Below are 18351 nucleotides of genomic sequence, written 5' to 3' on the forward strand. Positions count from 1 at the left end.
GGTTGCCAGCCTCCGTCGCAACTTCGTTGTCACCGCACGAGAGTGCGGCGCCGCTCCTCGGCCCAAGCTCGGCGCCCTCGCTGCGAAATCTTCACAGCTTCCGGGCGCAGCCTGGTTCTCTGCTCGTGCCGACGACTGGCCCCGTTCTACGAAGCACAAGCTGCGGCGCGATCGAGCAGCAAGGCGCGCTCGCGGGCGTTGCGCGTGAGGCCAGCAGCGGCTTCGAATTCGGCCCGTGCTTCGCTGGTTCGGCCGAGCTTCGCGAGCAGGTCGCCGCGCACGCTGGAGAGCAGGTGGTAGCCGCGCAAGTGCCCGCGGGCGACCAGCAGGTCGACCACTTCGAGACCCGCCGCCGGACCGAAGGCGAAGGACAGTGCGACCGCGCGATTGAGTTCGACGACAGGCGAGGGCATCAGTTGCGCCAGCGCGTCGTAGAGGGCGGCGATGCGCGGCCAGTCGGTGGCATCGGCGGTGCGGGCGCGCGCATGGCAGGCGGCGATGGCGGCTTGCAGCGCATAGGGTCCGCGCGTGCCGCCAAGCGCCTCGGCCCGCGCAAGGGCGGTGAGGCCGCGCTGGACCAGCAGCCAATCCCAGCGTGACCGGTCTTGTTCGAGCAGCAGGATCGGCGTGCCTTGCGCATCCACGCGCGCAGGCGTTCGCGAGGCCTGGATTTCCATCAGCGCGACCAGGCCGTGCACCTCCGGCGCTGTCGGCGCCAGTTCCGCCAGGATGCGGCCCAGCCGCAGCGCGTCTTCGCACAGCGCCGGCCGCATCCACGCATCGCCGGCGGTGGCGGCATAGCCTTCGTTGAAGACGAGGTAGATCACTTCGAGGACGGACGCGAGGCGCTGCGGCAATTCGGTGGTGCGCGGCACCTCGAAAGGGACCCGGGCCTCGGACAAGGTGCGCTTGGCGCGGACGATGCGCTGTGCGATCGTGGCCTCGGGCACGAGGAACGCGCGGGCGATTTCGTCGGTCGTGAGGCCGCCGAGCAGGCGCAAGGTCAGTGCGGCGCGGGCATCCGGGGAGAGCACTGGATGGCAGGCGATGAAGATCAGCCGCAACAGGTCGTCGCCGACGTCGTCATCGAGCGCGTCGTGTGAATCGATGTGCAGGTGCGCCTCGTGCACCACCAGCTCATGGCCGTATTCGTCCTGCTTTCGCTCGATGAGCTTGCGACGGCGCAGTTCGTCGAGCGCGCGGTACTTGGCGGCGGTCATGAGCCAGGCGCCGGGGTTGGCGGGCACGCCATCGCCCGGCCATTTCTCCAGCGCCGCGACGAGGGCGTCCTGCGCCAGTTCCTCGGCCAGGCCGACGTCCCGCACGATGCGCGCGAGGGCCCCGATGATCCGGGCGGACTCGATGCGCCAGACCGCATCGATGGCGCTGTGGGTGGCGCCGGGGTTGCCGGTCACACCTTCTCTGCTGCGGTCTTGAGGTTGGCGAGTCCGGCTTCGAAGTCCCTGCCGATCATCGTGTCCATGCTGATGAACACCTGCATGACCTTCGACACGAAGGGCGCCGGGCCATCCATCGACCAGGTGACCCGCGTCGCGCCAGCGCCTTGCGGTTGCAAGGTGAACGCCGCCATGTTGTGGGCCGTGAATGGCTTGCTGAAGTCAAGCCGGATGCCGATTCGCTGAGGCGTCGACTCGACGATCTCCATGCGACCCGCGCCGGCGTTGCCGGTGCCGTCCCAGGCGTAGACCGCGCCCTTGCCGCTGGGCGCGCCACTGAACACGCGCTTCATCGACGGGTCCAGTTTTTCATAGGGAGACCAGGCGCTCCAGCTCTGGAAGTTCTCGATGAGCGGCGCGATCTTCTCGGGCGGCGCCTGGACCGTCACGCTGCGCTCGACCCTGAAGGTGTCGGGCTTGCCGGCGGCCAGGGCGAGCACGACCACGATGCCGATCGCGAGCAGCGCGACGAGGGTGAGCAGGACCTTCTTGAGCATGGCGATCTCCCTGTTTTCCGGGTTCAAGCTTCAGCGCGGGACGTCGGTCGATGCGTGCATCTGCTTTTCGAGTTCCTTCAGTTCGGGCCCGGCGACGCCCTCGAAGTCTTCGACCTCGTAGAGCTGCCGCAGTTCCAGCGATACGTTGCCATGGCCGTCGCTCGCGGGCCAGCGGCGCACCCATTCGAGCGCTTCCTCCTTCGACTTCACCTCGATCAGCGTGAAGCCGGCGATCAGTTCCTTGGCCTCGGCGAAGGGGCCGTCCGTGATGGTCGGCTTGCCGGCCTTGAACTGGACGCGCGCGCCGGCTGCACTGGGCTTGAGGCCCTGGCCGCCGCGCAGGATGCCGGCGTCGAGCATGGCCTGGTTGTAGGCCATCATGTCCTTGAGCAACTGCGCATGCTCGGGGCCGACGGGGCTGGTTTCGGATTCGGTCTCGGCGTCGGCCTTGCGGATGATCATGAATCGCATGGTGTCATCCGGCGGCTTGCTGTTGTTGTGCCGCGACTTGCGCGCGCAGGCGTTCCTCGTTGGCCTTCAGCTCAGGCGTGAGGGCCGGGCCGAAATCCTCGGGCGAGAACACCTGGCGGATTTCGATTTCCGCACCGCCATCGAAGGGCGCGCGCTTGAGCCATTCGATGGCTTCCTCCTTCGACTTGACCTGGATCAGCCAGAAGCCGGCCACCAGTTCCTTGGTCTCGGCGAAGGGTCCGTCGATGACGGTCCGCTGGGCGCCGTCGTAGCGGATGCGGGCGCCCTTGGCGCTGGGGTGCAGGCCTTCACCGGCGAGCAGCACGCCCGCCTTGACCAGCGATTCATTGAACTTGCCCATCTCGGTGAACAGTTGTTCGGAGGGCATGACGCCGGCTTCCGAGTTGGCGTCGGCCTTGACGATGACCATGAATTTCATTGGGGTACTCCTGGAGGATCAAGGGGGTGAAAGGGCCGCTGGCCGGTCGGTTTCGACCGATCTTCGGCGGCCCTGCCTACACGCCGAATGGGGGCACGCCAAATCGACATCCAGCGTGCGTTGACCTGCAAATCTTCTTCAAGCGGGCGCAGCGATCTGGCCGAGGGCACGGCTGATTTCATCGGCGGTGTTCGGGCGCACCACGCGCGCGAGTTCCTTGCCGTCGCGCATGAAGACCAGCGTGGGCCAGAGCCTGACGCGGAAGGTGCGGCCGAGAGCGCGACCGCTGCCGTCTTCCACGCGGATGCGTTTCACGTCGGCATGGCCTTCGAAGGCCTCATCGATCAAGGGTTCGGCGCGTTGGCAGAAGCCGCACCAGTTGGTGCCGAACTCGACGACAGTGGCGCCTGGCAGGCGGTCGACCGCGGCGCGGTCAGTGGTCTCGGGGGTGTAGGGCGTGCTCATGCGAACGATTCTGCCCAGAGGATGAGAATCTTTCTACTGCGGCCACCGATGTCGCGCCCGCGGTGTCGGCTCCGGCGAAGCAAGCACCGTCGCGCAGTTGTTGGCCTCTGCCGCAACATCGTTGTCGGCGTACGGGTGTGCGGCTGTGCTTGTCGACGCGGCCTCGGAGTCCTCGCTGCGAAATCTTCCCACGCTCTGCTGGCCACGACGCCTGGTGCACTCGTTGACGGCGAACGACGCTCAACCGAGCCGGCCATTCTGGAAGTCATGCACCGCTTCCATCAACTCCTCGCGCGTGTTCATCACGAAGGGTCCGTACTGTGCGATCGGTTCATGCAAGGGCTTGCCGGCAATGAGCAGGGCGCGCGCCGGGCTGTGATTAGTGGCGGCCGCGCGCAAGCGGATGCCGTCGCTGCCGGGGTCGTTGGCCATGATCGCCATGCGCCGGGTCGGCACCTCGCTGTTGCCGAGCCAGACCGATTCGCGAAACGCATAGACCAGCGCGTTGCGGTCGTCCGGGAGCGGCTGCCAGAACTCGGCGCCCGGCGGCAGCGTGATGTCGAGGTAGAGCGGCTCGGTGTGCTTGCGTTGCATCGCGCCCTGCACGCCATGGCTGCTGCCGGCGATCACGCGCACATGGACGCCGGCGGGCGTGAGGTACTCGGGGATCTCGGCACTCTGGATGTCGCGGTACCAGGGTTCGCACATCTTGTCCTTCGCGGGCAGGTTGAGCCAGAGCTGGAAGCCTTCCATGACGCCGTCTTCCTGCTCGGGCAACTCGCTGTGCACCAGGCCGCGGCCGGCCGTCATCCATTGCACGCCGCCGTTGGAGAGCAGGCCTTCATGGCCGGCGCTGTCGCGGTGCCGCATGCGGCCGGCAATCATGTAGGTGACGGTCTCGAAACCGCGATGCGGGTGGTTCGGAAAGCCGCCAATGTAGTCGCCGGGGTTGTCGCTGCCGAAGGCGTCGAGCATCAGGTACGGGTCGAGCCGCTGCTGCAGGGTCTGCTGCAGCACGCGCGTGAGCTTGACGCCATCGCCATCGCTGGTCGACACGCCAGCCACGATGTGGTCGATGCCGCGTGGCGTGGCGACGGGTTGCAGTTCGGTGAGGCGGGTGACGTGGGGCGTGGTGGGTGCACTGGTCATGTCTGACATGGTGGCACCAGGCGGGGAACCTCGCCAGCAACGCGGGTGTTGGCTTCAGCCGACGGGCGCGCGGCTCATCTTCACGCGAGCGCGGCCATCTCCGGCGACACGTTTTGCCAGGCCACGCCAAAGCCACTCTGACCGACTGTGTTCTGCCCATCGCGCACCGCATCGAGGGCCCATTGCGCGCCGGCCTGCACGCTGTCGATGAGCGGCACGGGCACCTGTTCGGCGATGCAGTTCGCGATGCCGGCCAGGCCCGCGCCGCCGAGGATGATGGCCTGCGCGTCGAAGCGTTCGGCGGCTTCGCGGCAGGCTTGGGCGAGCAGCTTGCGTGCGCCGGCCGGGTCGGCCGCGAGTTCGGCGCCGGTGGGTGCGACGGTGTGGATGCCGGCCAGCGTCTGCGTGTGGCCGAGCGCGCCGGCGAGGCGCTGCAGCATCGGCCGCCAGCGTTCGCCGCCCGTGACGATGGCGAAGCGGCCATGCCATGCGGCCGCTGCGAAGGCCGCTTCGGCCAGCCCACTCACCGGCACACCGGCACCTTCGCGCAGCGCGAACAGGCCCGGGTCGCCGAAGCAGCCGATCAGCACTGCATCGGGCTTCGGCCGTTGCGCGAGCGCCGCCGCCCAGGCATCGAGCACCGTGTGATTCGCTACGGCGTAGCTGGCTTCGGACGAGATGTACGGGGCGCCGAACCGCGCGGTTTCGACATGGACGTCGAGCGCAGCGCCGACTTCCTGGTGCACGTGTTGCTGCAGCAGCAGGCTGACGGATTGGGAGGTGTTGGGGTTGATGACGAGCAGCGAGGGCATGGGAATCAGTGTAGCGATCACTTTTTCCTGGCCGAACGCCGGCGCAGCAAGGCAGCCGCGCCAAGTGCGATGCCCATCACGGCAAAGGACACGATGGTGGTCACGGTGCCGAGTGCGTAGATCGATGGCGTGGTGACCGTCGACGTCAGCCCCTGCAGTTCCAGCGGCAGCGTGTTGACGTCGCCGATGGCCTGCGAGGTGCGTGCGATCTCGTCCCAGCTCAGCGTGAAGCCGAACATGCCGATGCCGACGATCGACGGGCCGATCAGCGGCAGCACCACATGCTGGAACGATTGCCACGGGGTCGCGCCGAGGTCGCGCGCCGCTTCTTCGTACGCGGGGTTGAAGCGGTTGAACACGGCGAACATGATCAGCAACCCGAAGGGCAATGTCCATGTGAGATGCGCGCCGAGCGCCGAAGTGAGCAGGCCGAGCGCGGTGCCGTAGTTCTCCAGCGTGCCGGTCGCGTCCATGGCGGTGAGCACGTCCTTGATGCCGGTGTCGAGCAGCCGGAACTGCAGGCCGATGCCGAGCGACACGATGATCGACGGCATGATGAGGCTGGCCACGGTGATGAAGAACACCGCGTTGCCGCCCTTGAGCTTCTTGCGGAACGCGAGGCCGGCGAGCACCGACAGCACCACGGTGAACAGCATCACCACCGTGCCGAGCATCAGTGAACGGCGAAAGGCCGCGCCGATGTCGACCGTGCCCAGCCCTTCGGCCAGCTTCTGGAACCAGTGCAGCGAGACGCCGCGCAGCGGAAAGGTCAGGCCGCCTTCCGGCCCCTGGAAGCTCAGCACGAAGATGGTGATCATCGGGCCGTAGAGGAACAGCACGAACAGGCCGAACACGATGGCCAGCGGCCAGAAGCCGGGCGCGCGATGTTCACCGAGGGGGAATCTCATGCGGCGTGCTCCATCTCAAAGCTCCTTGCGGATGTCGACCAGCCGCGTCAGGCCCCAGATGATCATGAGGACCACCGCGAGCAGGATCACCGCATTGGCCGCGGCCAGCGGGAACTGCAGGTAGGAGGTCTGCACCTGGATGATCTTCCCGATCGATGCGATCTGCTGGCCGCCCATCACGCCGATGGTCACGAAGTCGCCCATCACGATGGTGATGACGAAGATCGAGCCGATCAGGATGCCGGTGCGCGACAGCGGCACGATCACGTTCCACAAGGTCTGCCAGCCCGATGCGCCCGAGTCGCTGGCCGCTTCGAGCAGCGAGCGGTCGATGCGCATCATCGAATTGAAGATCGGCACGATCATGAACATCGTGTAGAGGTGCACGAAGGCCAGCACCACCGAGAAGTCGGAGAACAGCAGCCACTCGACCGGCTGGTTCACCAGGCCCAGCGTCATCAGGAAGTCGTTGACCAGGCCATTGCGTCCGAGCAGCGGCACCCACGAGATCATGCGGATCACGTTGGAGGTCCAGAAGGGCACGGTGCAGAGGATGAACAGGATCGTCTGCATGCCCGGCGACCGGATGTGGAACGCGAGGAAGTAGGCGACCGAGAAGCCGATCAGCAAGGTGATGAGCCAGACCAGCAGGCAGAACTTGAACGTGCTGATGTACGTGCTGAGCGTGACGCAGAAGTCGCCGTTGTCGGTGAGGTGCGAGCAGCCTTCGAAGATGCTCAGGTAGTTGCGCAGCGTGACGGCCGGGATCAGCTCGTACTCGTTGAAATTCCACAGGCTGACCATCGCGATCAGGGCCAGCGGAATGAGGAAGAAGAGGAGGAACACCAGCGCGAACGGCGCCGCCTGCCACCAGGCTTTCACCGTGTGGGTAGGCATTGAAGCAGTGTGACCGGTGGCTGCAGGTGCGCTCATGTTTGTGGGTCTTTCCCCTCTCCCTCTGGGAGAGGGCAGCGTGAGGGCATGGGCGGTCGAAGAGTCAGTGCTTCAACTACCGCCGTTGCCCCTCACCCCTGCCCTCTCCCCAGAGGGGAGAGGGAGCAAGAAATCAAGCGGCTACGAACTCATTCCACTTGCGGACCATGTACTCGTTCTCGTCCATCACCGCGTTCCAGCAGGCGATGCCGCCCATGCGTTGCTCGTAGCTGCCGCCGTCGCGCACGGCGCCGGTCTTGGCCAGCACGTCGCCGTTCGGGCTCTTGATGTCTTGCGCGGCGGGCTTGCCCTCCATCCAGTAGGCCCACTCGTAGGCTTCCATCTTGGCCTTGGCCGTTTCGAGCACGGCGCTGTAGTAGCCCTGACGGTTCAGGTAGGCGCCGGCCCAGCCGTCGAGGAACCAGTTGATGAACTCGTAGGCGCCGTCGAGCTTCTTGCCGCTGAGCGTCGCCGGCAAACCGAAGCCGGCAGCCCAGGCGCGATAGCCTTCCTTGAGCGGCTGGAAGTTGCACGCGATGCCCTTGGTACGTACGGCCGTCACGGCCGGCGACCACATCGACTGGATCACCACTTCGCCGGACGACATCAGGTTGACCGACTCGTTGAAGTCCTTCCACAGCGCGCGGAACTGGCCGGCCTTCTTGGCTTCGATGAGGGTCTTGATCGTCAGGTCGATCTCGGCCTTCGTCATGTTGCCCTTGTCCTTGTACTTGTGGATGCCCTTGGCCTCCACCACCATCGCGGCGTCCATGATCCCGATGGACGGGATGTTCAGGATCGCGGCCTTGCCCTTGAACTCGGGGTTCAGCAGCTCGGCCCAGGATTCGATCGGGCGCTTGATCAGGTCGGGGCGGATGCCCAGCGTGTCGGCGTTGTAGACCGTGGGGATCAGCGACATGAACTGCGTCGGCGTGGCCGAGAACTTCTTCGACTTCTCGCCTTCGAGGTAGATCACCTTCTTGGGCGCGGTGCCCTGGTCGCCCACCGCCTTGCCGGCCACTTCGCCCTTGGTGAAGAGCGTGGTGATCTTGTCGGCGTTCTTGATCTTCTTGGTGTCGATGCCCTTCAAGTTGCCGGTGGGCACGATCTTCTTCAGCGAGAAGAACTCGGTGTCGATCAGGTCGAAGCTGTTGGGCGCGGTGACGGCGCGCTTGGTCACGTCGTCGGTGGTCACGGCCACGTACTGGATCTCGATGCCGGTGTCGGCCTTGAACTTCTCGCCGATGGCCTTGTCCTGGTTCACCGCGGTGCCGAGGTAGCGCAACACGACCTTTTCCTGCGCATGGACGAAGGGCGCCATGCCCGTGGCCAGGATGCCGGCGAGGCCCGCACCGCCCCTGACGAGTGCGCGGCGTTGGATGCCGTTGTTGGAAAGATCGATCGGGTCGGACATGGGAAGGCCTCCAGAGTTGGTGGTGAACAGGGAAACGGCGTTGGAAAAACCGGGAGGTGGGCTGGGATCAGGCCGGCGCCGGGCCGCTCCCAAGGCGGCCTGCGGCCCCCTCGGGGGGCAGCGGGTACACGAAGTGACGGAGCGTGGGGGTCATCCAGGCCGGCGCCGGGCCGCTCCCAAGGCGGCCTGCGGCCCCCTCGGGGGGCAGCGAGTACACGAAGTGACGGAGCGTGGGGGTCACGTTCACGCCGCTTCTGCAGCCAGTTCATCGCGTGGCGTCCGCGCCGTCGAATTGCGCGCCGACGGCCGCTTGACGCCCGGGCCGAGCACCCGTGCATCGGCGGCGTCCCACGACAGCGTGACGTGATCGCCGGCGCTGTACGGATGCCCGAGGAAGGTCGCCTCGTTGAGCAGCACCGAGACGCCTTTGCGCCCCGCAGCGGCCTGCGTCACTTCGAGCCCGAGCAGCACATAGGTGCCCTGGTATTCCACGTCGGTGATGACCGCACCCAAACCGGACTCGTCCGCACCACGAACGCGCATGTGGTCGTTGCGCACCGCGATGGGGCCCGTTGGCGTATCGATCACGTTGTGGCCGCCCATGAAGCGTGCAACGAATTCGCTCGACGGATGGTTGTAGACCGCATGCGGCGAGCCGACCTGCTCGATCAGGCCGTGGTTCATCACGACCATGGTATCGGCCAGCGCCATCGCCTCTTCCTGCGAATGCGTGACATGGATGAAGGTGAGGCCCAGCTCCTTCTGCCAGCGCCGCAGTTCGGCGCGCATCTGGATCCGCAGGAAGGGGTCGAGCGCCGACAGCGGCTCGTCGAGCAGCAGCACGCGCGGTTCGGTGATGAGCGCACGGGCCAGTGCAACGCGTTGTTGCTGGCCGCCGGAGAGCTCGGCCGGCTTGCGATCGGCCAAGTGCCCCATGGCGACGCGTTCGAGCAGGTTGCCCGCACGCTTGTGGCGCTCGTTCTTCGACACGCCTTTCATCTTCAGGCTGAAAGCCACGTTGTCGAGCGCGCTCAGGTGCGGGAACAACGCGAAGCTTTGAAACATCATGGCCGTGCCGCGCGCCGCGGCGGGCAGGTTGGTGATGTTGCGGTTGTCCAGCAGCACGTCGCCGGTGGAGACCGATTCGTGGCCCGCGATCATGCGCAGCGTGGTGCTCTTGCCGCAGCCCGACGGGCCGAGCAGGCAGCAGTAGCTGCCGCTTTCGATGCGCAGGTCGATCTGGTCGACGGCCGCGGGCGTGCCGGCCGCATAGCGCTTGGTCAGCGCGATGATTTCAACGGCCGCGGGAGGGGGGGTGGCGACTGTTTGCATTGTGGTGACATTTGCAAGACATGTGCCAATGCCTTCGCTCCCAGACTGCGCCCGCGGTGCACCACGATCGGGCGCGCGGGTGGCGGCTCAGCCGTCGATCGCGACCAACGCAAACAATGCGTCAAGGGCCGGGCGGCACTGCGCGCTTGTGCCGTCCCGGGATCGAATGGCTGGCCTTGCTACGGCGAGGGGGCCGGATGGTTCAGGCGACGCGATCCGCGGTCCAGTATTCGTAGGTCCACTGCGTCAGGAATCCCGCGCGGCGGTACAGCGCTTGCGCCGGCGCGTTGCCGGCCTCGACCTGCAGGAACACGCGCTCGTAACCGAGCGCCAGGGCTGCTTGCGCCAGGCCGGCCATCACCCGTCCGGCGAGGCCGCGCCCGCGCGCCGATTGCTGCGTGCGCATGCCGTGCAGGCTGGCCCAGCCATGGCTCAGTGCCAGCGCGCCGGCCGCGACGGTGCGGCCGTCTTCGCGCACGCTGCCGAACAGCGTGCCAGCCGCGCGGCTCAACGCCTGGACGCGGCTTGCGCCATCGACCGGGTCGAAGCCCTCCCCCAGGAACACGGAGGCCCATCCGGCGTCGGGCGTCGTGTCGACGTCGGCCGGCACCTCGGGGGCGAGCGCGACCAGGGATCGCAGGTCGCTCGTCTGCGTGAGGGTGGGTTTGCCGCGCTGGTAGTTGCGTTCCAGCAGGGCCCCGCGCAGCGCATCGAAGCAGGGCAGGTCGGCCATGCGGAATGCGGCCGGCAAACCTTGGTAGGCATAGCGTGCCTCAATGGCGGCCAGCAACCCGGCGGCGTCTCGTGGCGCTTCATGACGCAGTGGCACGGCGGACTTTGCCCGGCCGACCGTGCCGTGGTCGAAGGGCAGCAGCCAGCCGTCGAATTCCTCCACCGTGTGCGGCGCGACTGCGGCCAGGGTGGCGCGTTCGATCGCCTCGATGTCTTCCGATGTCATGTCTCAATTCCTGCGGCGCGGGGTGGGCGTGGGCCGGTCACGTGGGGCGCAGAAGGGGTTGAGATGTCGTAGCAAGGGAGCCGAAGCCGGGGTGAGGAGCGGAACCGCACGCCCGTTCGGTGAACACCGGGGTTCCGAGATCGGTGGCTGCGGGACTCAGACCGTCTTCAGGGTGGCGGCGCAAAGCGTGCATTGCTCACCGCGCGCACCGTCGCATCGCGCTGGCCCTTGCTCACGCTGTGCAGGTTCTCGGCCACCCACTTGGCGCGCGCCGTGTTGATGTTGCCGGTGCGTTTCCATTCGGCCAGCTCGCCATCGGGCTTGTGCAGCATCGCCGCCAGCCATACGGCCTGTGAGGGGTCCAGCCGCGCCGCGCTGCGCTTGAAGTAGCGCCGCGCCGCTGCCTCGGCGCCGCAGACGCCGTCGCCCCAGGGCGCGTTGTCGAGGTAGATCTGCAGGATGCGGGCCTTGCCGAGCGTCCGTTCCATCTCGACGGCGTAGAGCATCTCGCGCAGCTTGCGCTCGCCGGTGCGTTCGCTGCCGGTGATCAGCATCTTGGCGAGTTGCTGGTCGATGGTGCTGCCGCCGCGTGCGACCTGGCCCGCCTTCTGGTTGGCTGCTGCGGCAGCGCCCAGTTCCGTCAGGTCGTAGCCCGGGTGCTCGAAGAAGCGCTGGTCTTCCGCGGCGATGACGGCGCGCGCCAGCCAGCTTTCCGGCGACAGCTTGGCAGACGGGCCGCAACTGGTGCGCGTGCTCAGCATCGCCTCGGTGCCAAGGCCCTCGACGCTGAACTGCGAGATTTTCGGCTGCACGTTGAAGCTGTCGGCCGGCAGCGCGAGTTGCGCGCGCAAGGACATGGTGCCGCCGATGCGTGCGCGCTTCAGCTCGGGCAGGCCGGGCGCGAACACGGCATACCACTTGTCGATCGGCCCCTCGTCCATGTCGACGTTGAGTTGCAGCTTGGTCTGCGAGAGCCGGCCATCCCAATGGCCGCGCAGCATGGAGGTGGCGCTGCCCGGCGTCATGGCCTCCAGCGTGCCGGTCAACACGACAACGTCGCGATGCACGGTGATGCGCAGGCGGTCGACGCTCATCGGCTTGGCGCCGAGCTCGGGCACGGTGGCGCTGCAGGGTGCGCAGACCAGTTCGAGCGTCTGTTTCGGCTCATTCCAGGCGAAGCGCACCGGGCCGTAGCGGGTGGTGAGCGAGCGGCCGTTCAGCCAAGGCGCGAACCATGGCGCGGTGGCCACGCGGATCACCGTCGGCACGCCCACGTCGAAGCCGATCGGCCCGGCCTGCACGCGCGTCGCCCATTCCCCGTTGGCCGGCGCCAGCGCGATCTTGACGATCAGCACGACAGCCACGCACGCCGTCACCCCCAGGGCCAGGGTCACGTAGAGCAGGTAGCGCAGGATCTTCTTCACGGGTCTCGTCTCGTCGAAGTCGTGGTGTCGCATGTGCGAGCTTGCCACAGCGGCGCGATGGCGCCATATCGGCGGGAGCCGGCGTGAGGCTCGGCGGCAGGTTGAGCGGCAGAAGCAGGCGCTGAAAGCGAAAGGGTGCGTGCCTGCGCTTGCGCTACGGAAACGCATAGGACACCCGACCTTTGTCGTCGATCGACACGCTGCCGCTCGCCAGCAGACCTGACAACACGGCCGGAGCACGTTCTGCGTTCGCGGCCGTCCTCAAGAGTGACACCATGGAAGCCACCAACGAGGCCTCTTGCGGGCCCGCTGCTTGTCTTCCTGAGGCTGGCGACTACGTGCTCGAGGGCCTTGAGCATCACGTCGCACCTCGCGGGATCTTCTGTGCTCGCCGAAGAGGAAACCTCAGGTCCAAAGGCTCGGTCCGGAAAAAGCAATGGTCCCGCATGTTCTCCGAGAAGCACCCGCATGGTGGCGGGATGCAGTCGTTGGATGGCGTTGTGGCCTTGGCGCCAAACCGGCCCTGGCGACGCCAAAGCGAAAAGGCCACCCTGGGGTGGCCTTTTCGAGGAAATACTGGAGCGGGAAAAGAGTCTCGAACTCTCGACCTCAACCTTGGCAAGGTTGCGCTCTACCAACTGAGCTATTCCCGCGTTTCCGAGCCAATGATTATATGCCGAAATATCGAGCCCGCTTTTTGCGCACTCCCTCTCCCCCTGGGAGAGAACTGGCGTAAGGGCGCCCGACCCTTCGATGCGGGCGGAGCGATAGATGCGCCCGCAGGCCAACTCGGGCCGAATTCCCGCGGTGACGACAGGCCCAGCGCTGCATCACCACCACGTCACTCATCGACCCGCGCCGTCGTGATGGCTTGCCAAGGCCCCTCCGACTTGCCACTCGTCGCAGCCCAGTACCAGGCCGACGTATCGGTGAACGCAGTCCCTGCCGCATCGACGATCCGCTCGCACACGCGCAGCCTTGGCGCACCAGCCCGGTCCGCGACAAAGCAGCGCCACATCCGCTCCCGCGGGTCGCGCTCCAGCCGAGCCTGCCCGATGCGATAGCCCAGCGCGCGGTAGCAGTCAGCCGCCGGATGCAGCATGCGTGTGGGCGAGCGCACTTCGCGCAGCACGAGCGTCTGCGAGCCATCGGTCATGCGGGCGATGGTGCCGGGGAAGCGTTCGGCAAAGCGCTGCTCGACCTCGCTCAGTGCGATGGGGCGCAGGCGCGCGCCGTCCCAGGTGTCCGGCCACACCTTCGATGCAGACTGGAGCGCCGCAGCAGGGGCAGGCGGGGTGTGCACGGCCGTGGCCGCGGACCAGGCGACGCACAACACCATGGTCACCGCGAAGACGGCCTTGTGCGCAATGCGCTGCATGAACTGGTTGGCAAACAACAAGCGGTCAAGCGGCTGCAGCCACATGTCGGCCTCCTAAGATGGCGATGGATTCTTCCGTGATGCGTTTTCGATGCGGTGACATGGCCCATGCGATGCCGGCACACACGATGGCGAGGACGATCAAGCCGAGCGCCTCATGCCCCCAAGGTGCGAGCGGCCGGCCGGCGCCTTCGCAGGCCACCAGCACCGCGTTGCGCGAGATGTTGCCCGTCATAACGTACAGGCCGACGGCGGGTACGCGGGCGAGAAAGTCGCGGTCGCTGCGGCCGGCCCACAAGGCGACAGAGCAAGCGGTGAAGTAACCCAGCCACACCATCTGCACGCCGGAGCAGGGCGCATCGACGATGACCATGCGTCCGTCGACCAGCAACGCGGTGCCTTCGCGCAGAACGCTGAAGGCCGGCGCGAGCAGCCAGCGGCTGGCTTCGGCCGTGACCACGCGCAATGGATAGCCCGCGTAGAACTGCAAGGAGGACAACAGCGGCAACGCGAGCACGGCCAGGCCTGCAACTGGCAGCAAGGCAACGCGGCGCGGCAGGAATGCCGACAGGCCGCAGGCCAGCGCCAGCACGGCCAGCAGGCCCGAGACCAGCGGCGGCAGCATGGAGCGCAGCAGCGTGGCCGCGACCGTGCCGAGCATCGCCAGCGCCAGCCAGTCGAGGCGCGGCGAGGCGCGCAACTCGCGCCGCGTATGCCACGCGAGTACCGCGAGCGCGCCGAGTGCCAGCAGGCCCAGCAGATCGTCGGAGCCATCGCGCAGGCGCGCGGCCATCCAGAGCCAGGTCGGTGCCAACGCGGCGGCCTGCAACGCGAGCCAGCTCCAGGCCGGCGCGCGGTCCAGCCGGATGCTCCAGTCCACGACGCGAGGATGTGTTCGGGCAAGGGATGCGAGCGACATCTTTCCAGCCCTCAATGGGTCAGCCGACGCGCATCGTTGCGACGTGCGCGGCGGCGCAGCATGGCCAGCATCGACAGCACCACGGCGACCGCACCCAGCATCTCGGGTTCCGGTGTGCTCGGCACTTCTGCGCCCAAGGTCGGCGCACCACCGACGGCCAGCTCGCTCACGCCCTTGGGCAGTGGCTGCGGCTGGTCGACGCTGGCCGTGTTCTGCGGCGCCGGATTGCGCACCACCTTGTCCACGGCGATGAAGCTCGTGTACTGCGTGAGCAGGCTGTAGCGCAGGCCGAGGTCGGTGATGCGCTTGGCAATCACGTCGGTCGGTTCCAGCGATTCCTGGTCGCTCAATGCTGCGATGCGATGGCGTGCCCACAGCGTGCGCAACGCGGCGGTGTCCTGGCGCGTGTTCGCATCGATGGCCACTTCCTGGCGATACGGTCCGTTGGCGGCCTGGCCTTCGATGATGACGCGGCCCTTGGCCTCGCCGCGCCATTTCCCGAACATGATCACCGGGCGTTCGCCCAGCACATCGGGCAAGGCGCTCGGTTCGACGTCGTACACGTCGAGGTTGCCGAAGGTGGCCTTCACATGCGTCAGCACCGGCGACTCGACCATGCGCTTGAAGCGCGCGGCCTGCTCGGGCGCCTGGATCGGGTCGGTGATGATGAAGGGCTCGCCCATGCCGGCGCGGGCCAGGCCTTCCATGAGATGGCGGTTCACCGAACTGCCGATGCCGAAGGAGAACAGGTTGGCCTTGCCGAGGTTCTTGCGCACCAGTTCGAAGGCCTGGCTTTCGACGTCGACATAGCCATCGGTGACCACGACGATCGAGCGCGAGACGTTGTCGGACTTGAGCTCGGCGTAGGCGCGCTTAAGTGCGGGAACCAGCTCGGTGCTGCCTCCGCCCTGGTACTTGTTGATGGTGGCCATCGCCTGCTCGATGTTGGCGCGCGTGGCCGGCACCGACTTCGGCGACAGCATCCTGTTGCTGCCCGAGAACAGCAGCACATTGAAGGTGTCGCTCGGGCGCAGTCCGCCGATCAGGCGCTCGAGCATGGTCTTGGCCGTGTCCAGCGGAAAGCCGTGCATCGAGCCCGAGATGTCGACCACGAAGATGTAGTCGCGCGGCGAGATCGCGCTGGCCGCGACCGACTTGGGCGGCTCGATCATCGCGAGGAAGAAGTTCTCGTCCTGGCCCTTGAAGAGCATCAGGCCGGATTCGATCTTCTCTCCGGCGAGGCGGTAGTCGAGGACGAAGTCGCGGTTGAGCCCCGACGAGTCGCCTCCAGGGGCGAGAGCCCCCTTGGGGGGCAGCGCGGACACGCCAGTGCCGAGCATGGGGGCACCCGTGTTGGCGGGCTCACTGGATGATGTGAGTGCGATGTCCGCGTGCTTGTCCTGATCGCTCTTCTTCACCTCGATCGCATGCGTGGCCGAGCGGATCTCCTGGAGGCCGATCGGCGTGTCGATCGCGACCTTGAGCTTGAAGGTGGTGTTCGGCGCCACGCCCGCACGCAGGGTCGGCTGCGCCACCCACTTGGTCGCGGCCGGGTCGGCCATTGGGCTGTGATAGCGCGGTCCCACCACGGTCGGGAACACGAACTGGTAGTTGCCGGCATTCGGCACCAGCAGCTCGGTGTAGCGCAGTTCCACCTTCACGTCGTCGCCCGGCAGGATGTTCGCGACGTTCATCTGGAACACGTTGGGCAGGTGCTGCTCCAGCAGCGCGGCCGTCTTGCCTTCGGCCTTGGCGGTGTTGTATTCGATCTGCGCCTGCTGCTTCTCGCGGATCTGCGCGGTGATGAGGCGGTCGCCCAGGCGCACGTTGAGGCCGCTCACCGCTGCCTTGGTCGAGCCCGGGAACACGTAGCGTGCCTCGATCGGGCGCTGGCCTTCGTTGCGATAGGTCTGCGTCACCGTCACGTCGGCGATCACGCCGGACACATGCACGTTGACCTCGGTGGCCTTGAGCGGCAGCCGGTCGGTGTCGGGTGAATCGCTCTTCACGAAGAAATACGGGCTCTCGGTCTTCAGGCGTGTCCCCGGCGCCTGCTGCGCTGCCGCTGGGCGTGTGCTCAGCAGCACGAAGCAGGTGGTGGCAACACTCACGGTGGCGAACCAGAGCCAGGGGCCGGGGCGGGGAGAGGTAGCTTGCTTCATTGTTGTGTTTCCTCGGTCGTGCGAACTTGCACGGACCTCAATGTCGCGAGCGCAGGCGAAGGCAGTTGGAAGGCCGCGAGAGCAGGAAAACGCGAATGTGAAGCCTGTGTGAAGTCTTGCGGCGCGGGGCTTCACACCCGCTTCGGCTGGCGCGGCGAGCATCGCGGCGTCGCAACCGAGGAGGACATCCCATGATTTACCAGGCACTGAAGAATTCGATCCTGTTCAAGGTCGCGGGCCTGTTGCTGCTCACGCTGCTGCTGTGCATTCCGCTGGCCCGGATCGATGCGTTGAACCACGAACGCGGGCAGAGCCAACGGGAGGCTGCGGCGGAGTTGGCGCGGACCTACGCGGACAGCCAGCAGGTGATCGGCCCGCTGCTGGTGGTGCCCTATGTGGAGCGCTGGACCGAGGTGCAGCGCAATGCCGAAGGCAACGTCATCCGCAACCTGCAGCGCAGCAAGGAAGCGGCGCACATCGTGTTCCCAGAGCGGCAGCACATCGAAGGCAGCCTGACGCCACAGGAGCGCTATCGCGGCATCTTCAAGGTTCCGTTCTACACATTGAAGGCGACGCTCGACGGTGCATTCGCTGGCTTCAATGTGGCGGGCATCGCCCGCAGCGAGACTGATTCGCAGATCGACATGAAGACACCGTACATCGCGTTCAAGGTGAGCGACCTGCGCGGGTTCGATGGCTCGCCCGTGCTGGCAATGCAAGGCGAATCGCTGCCTTTCGCGCAACGCGTGCCAGGCCTGGCGGACGATGGCGTGATGGGCGGCGGCATTCACGCGCCGCTGTCGGGCGAGGCACTGGCGGCTTGGAAGGCGGGGAAGCCCTTGCCCTTCGAATTGAAGCTGGGGCTGGTCGGACATGAGAGCTTGTCGGTGGTGCCGCTCGGCGCGGAGACCACGGCGCATCTCACATCGCCATGGGCACATCCGAGCTTTGGCGGGCGCTTCCTGGCGTCCGAGCGCAGTATCACGGCGCAAGGCTTCGATGCCCGCTGGCGCGTGTCATCGCTGGTGACGACGGCGCGCGAACAGTTGGTGAATGGCGTGATGGTGCGCAAGGGAACCGATCCGGCCTTCCTGCAATCCTTCGATGTATCGCTGGCGCAGCCGGTCAACGTCTATTCGATGTCCACGCGTGCGGGAAAATACGGCGCGCTGTTCATCGGCCTGGTGATCATGGCCGCCTTCATGTTCGAGCTGTTCCGCAAGCTGCGCATGCATCCGGTGCAGTACGGCCTGGTGGGCCTGTCGATCGCACTGTTCTTCCTGTTGCTGCTCGCGCTGTCGGAGAAAGTCGCATTCGGGATGGCCTATGCTGGGGCCGCGAGTGCCAGCGTGTTGTTGCTGGTCGTGTACTTCAGCGCGGTGGTGGGCGGCTGGCAGCGTGGCGTTGCCTTTGGCGCGTATGTGGCGGTGCTGTATGGCGCGCTCTACGGCTTGCTGGCATCGGAGAGCAATGCGTTGCTGCTCGGTGCACTGCTGGTCTTCGGCATGCTGGCGGTGTTGATGCTGGCCACACGCAAGGTCGACTGGTATGCGTTGTCGGCCGGCTCCGTGAATGCGGCTGTCCCTGCGGCGATGGTGTCTGTGCCGTCGCCGGCGAATTGAATGATTGAATG

Annotated in this window: 17 protein-coding genes and 1 tRNA gene; 1 reads left to right on the forward strand and 17 read right to left on the reverse strand. The window is 66.6% G+C overall.

Annotated elements, in window-relative coordinates; genetic code table 11:
* Positions 1 to 146: 146 nt before the first annotated feature.
* The 17 genes from WKW82_RS01700 to WKW82_RS01780 form a co-directional block, all read right to left on the reverse strand.
* Complete coding sequence (locus WKW82_RS01700; RefSeq protein WP_340340511.1) at positions 147 to 1415, reverse strand: RNA polymerase sigma factor; 1269 nt, start codon at positions 1413 to 1415, stop codon at positions 147 to 149.
* A complete protein-coding gene (locus WKW82_RS01705) occupies positions 1412 to 1954 on the reverse strand; it encodes an SRPBCC family protein (RefSeq protein WP_340340512.1) in 543 nt (180 codons plus the stop codon). Before WKW82_RS01705 ends, WKW82_RS01700 begins: the two co-directional genes overlap by 4 nt.
* 30 nt (positions 1955 to 1984) lie before the next feature.
* On the reverse strand, positions 1985 to 2425 hold the full coding sequence (locus tag WKW82_RS01710) for a YciI family protein (protein ID WP_340340513.1): 441 nt from the start codon (positions 2423 to 2425) through the stop codon (positions 1985 to 1987).
* A 4-nt stretch (positions 2426 to 2429) separates the two neighbouring features.
* Complete coding sequence (locus tag WKW82_RS01715; protein ID WP_340340514.1) at positions 2430 to 2864, reverse strand: YciI family protein; 435 nt, start codon at positions 2862 to 2864, stop codon at positions 2430 to 2432.
* Positions 2865 to 3002: 138 nt separating this feature from the next.
* Positions 3003 to 3329: a thioredoxin family protein gene (locus tag WKW82_RS01720; protein WP_340340515.1), complete on the reverse strand. Its 327-nt coding sequence runs from the start codon at positions 3327 to 3329 to the stop codon at positions 3003 to 3005.
* Between the two features lie 240 nt (positions 3330 to 3569).
* A complete protein-coding gene (locus WKW82_RS01725; RefSeq protein WP_340340516.1) occupies positions 3570 to 4487 on the reverse strand; it encodes a pirin family protein in 918 nt (305 codons plus the stop codon).
* Between the two features lie 71 nt (positions 4488 to 4558).
* Complete coding sequence (locus WKW82_RS01730; protein ID WP_340340517.1) at positions 4559 to 5290, reverse strand: aspartate/glutamate racemase family protein; 732 nt, start codon at positions 5288 to 5290, stop codon at positions 4559 to 4561.
* Between the two features lie 17 nt (positions 5291 to 5307).
* A complete protein-coding gene (locus tag WKW82_RS01735) occupies positions 5308 to 6198 on the reverse strand; it encodes an ABC transporter permease (protein ID WP_340340518.1) in 891 nt (296 codons plus the stop codon).
* A 15-nt stretch (positions 6199 to 6213) separates the two neighbouring features.
* Positions 6214 to 7131 (reverse strand): ABC transporter permease, encoded by a 918-nt coding sequence (locus WKW82_RS01740; protein ID WP_340340519.1) that lies wholly within the window; start codon positions 7129 to 7131, stop codon positions 6214 to 6216.
* Between the two features lie 133 nt (positions 7132 to 7264).
* Positions 7265 to 8545 (reverse strand): ABC transporter substrate-binding protein, encoded by a 1281-nt coding sequence (locus WKW82_RS01745; RefSeq protein ID WP_340340520.1) that lies wholly within the window; start codon positions 8543 to 8545, stop codon positions 7265 to 7267.
* Between the two features lie 243 nt (positions 8546 to 8788).
* Positions 8789 to 9877 carry an ABC transporter ATP-binding protein gene (locus WKW82_RS01750; protein ID WP_340340521.1) on the reverse strand — a complete coding sequence of 363 codons (1089 nt, stop codon included), beginning with the start codon at positions 9875 to 9877 and terminating at the stop codon, positions 8789 to 8791.
* A gap of 202 nt (positions 9878 to 10079) precedes the next feature.
* Positions 10080 to 10835: a GNAT family N-acetyltransferase gene (locus WKW82_RS01755; RefSeq protein ID WP_340340522.1), complete on the reverse strand. Its 756-nt coding sequence runs from the start codon at positions 10833 to 10835 to the stop codon at positions 10080 to 10082.
* A gap of 167 nt (positions 10836 to 11002) precedes the next feature.
* A complete protein-coding gene (locus WKW82_RS01760; protein WP_340340523.1) occupies positions 11003 to 12259 on the reverse strand; it encodes a biosynthetic peptidoglycan transglycosylase in 1257 nt (418 codons plus the stop codon).
* A gap of 577 nt (positions 12260 to 12836) precedes the next feature.
* Positions 12837 to 12912 (reverse strand) — tRNA-Gly (locus WKW82_RS01765).
* Positions 12913 to 13100: 188 nt separating this feature from the next.
* A complete protein-coding gene (locus WKW82_RS01770) occupies positions 13101 to 13682 on the reverse strand; it encodes a hypothetical protein (RefSeq protein WP_340340524.1) in 582 nt (193 codons plus the stop codon).
* The gene (xrtQ, locus tag WKW82_RS01775) at positions 13663 to 14556 is read right to left on the reverse strand and encodes an exosortase Q (protein WP_340340525.1); all 894 of its coding nucleotides are present in this window, start codon (positions 14554 to 14556) and stop codon (positions 13663 to 13665) included. The genes WKW82_RS01770 and xrtQ overlap by 20 nt, the downstream gene beginning before the upstream one ends.
* Positions 14557 to 14567: 11 nt before the next feature.
* A complete protein-coding gene (locus WKW82_RS01780) occupies positions 14568 to 16718 on the reverse strand; it encodes a VIT and vWA domain-containing protein (protein WP_340340526.1) in 2151 nt (716 codons plus the stop codon).
* A gap of 191 nt (positions 16719 to 16909) precedes the next feature.
* Here WKW82_RS01780 and creD point away from each other — a divergent pair, with 191 nt between their 5' ends.
* A complete protein-coding gene (gene creD, locus WKW82_RS01785; RefSeq protein WP_340340527.1) occupies positions 16910 to 18340 on the forward strand; it encodes a cell envelope integrity protein CreD in 1431 nt (476 codons plus the stop codon).
* Positions 18341 to 18351 lie beyond the last annotated feature (11 nt).

Source organism: Variovorax rhizosphaerae (genome assembly GCF_037889975.1).
GTDB lineage: Bacteria > Pseudomonadota > Gammaproteobacteria > Burkholderiales > Burkholderiaceae_C > Variovorax > Variovorax rhizosphaerae.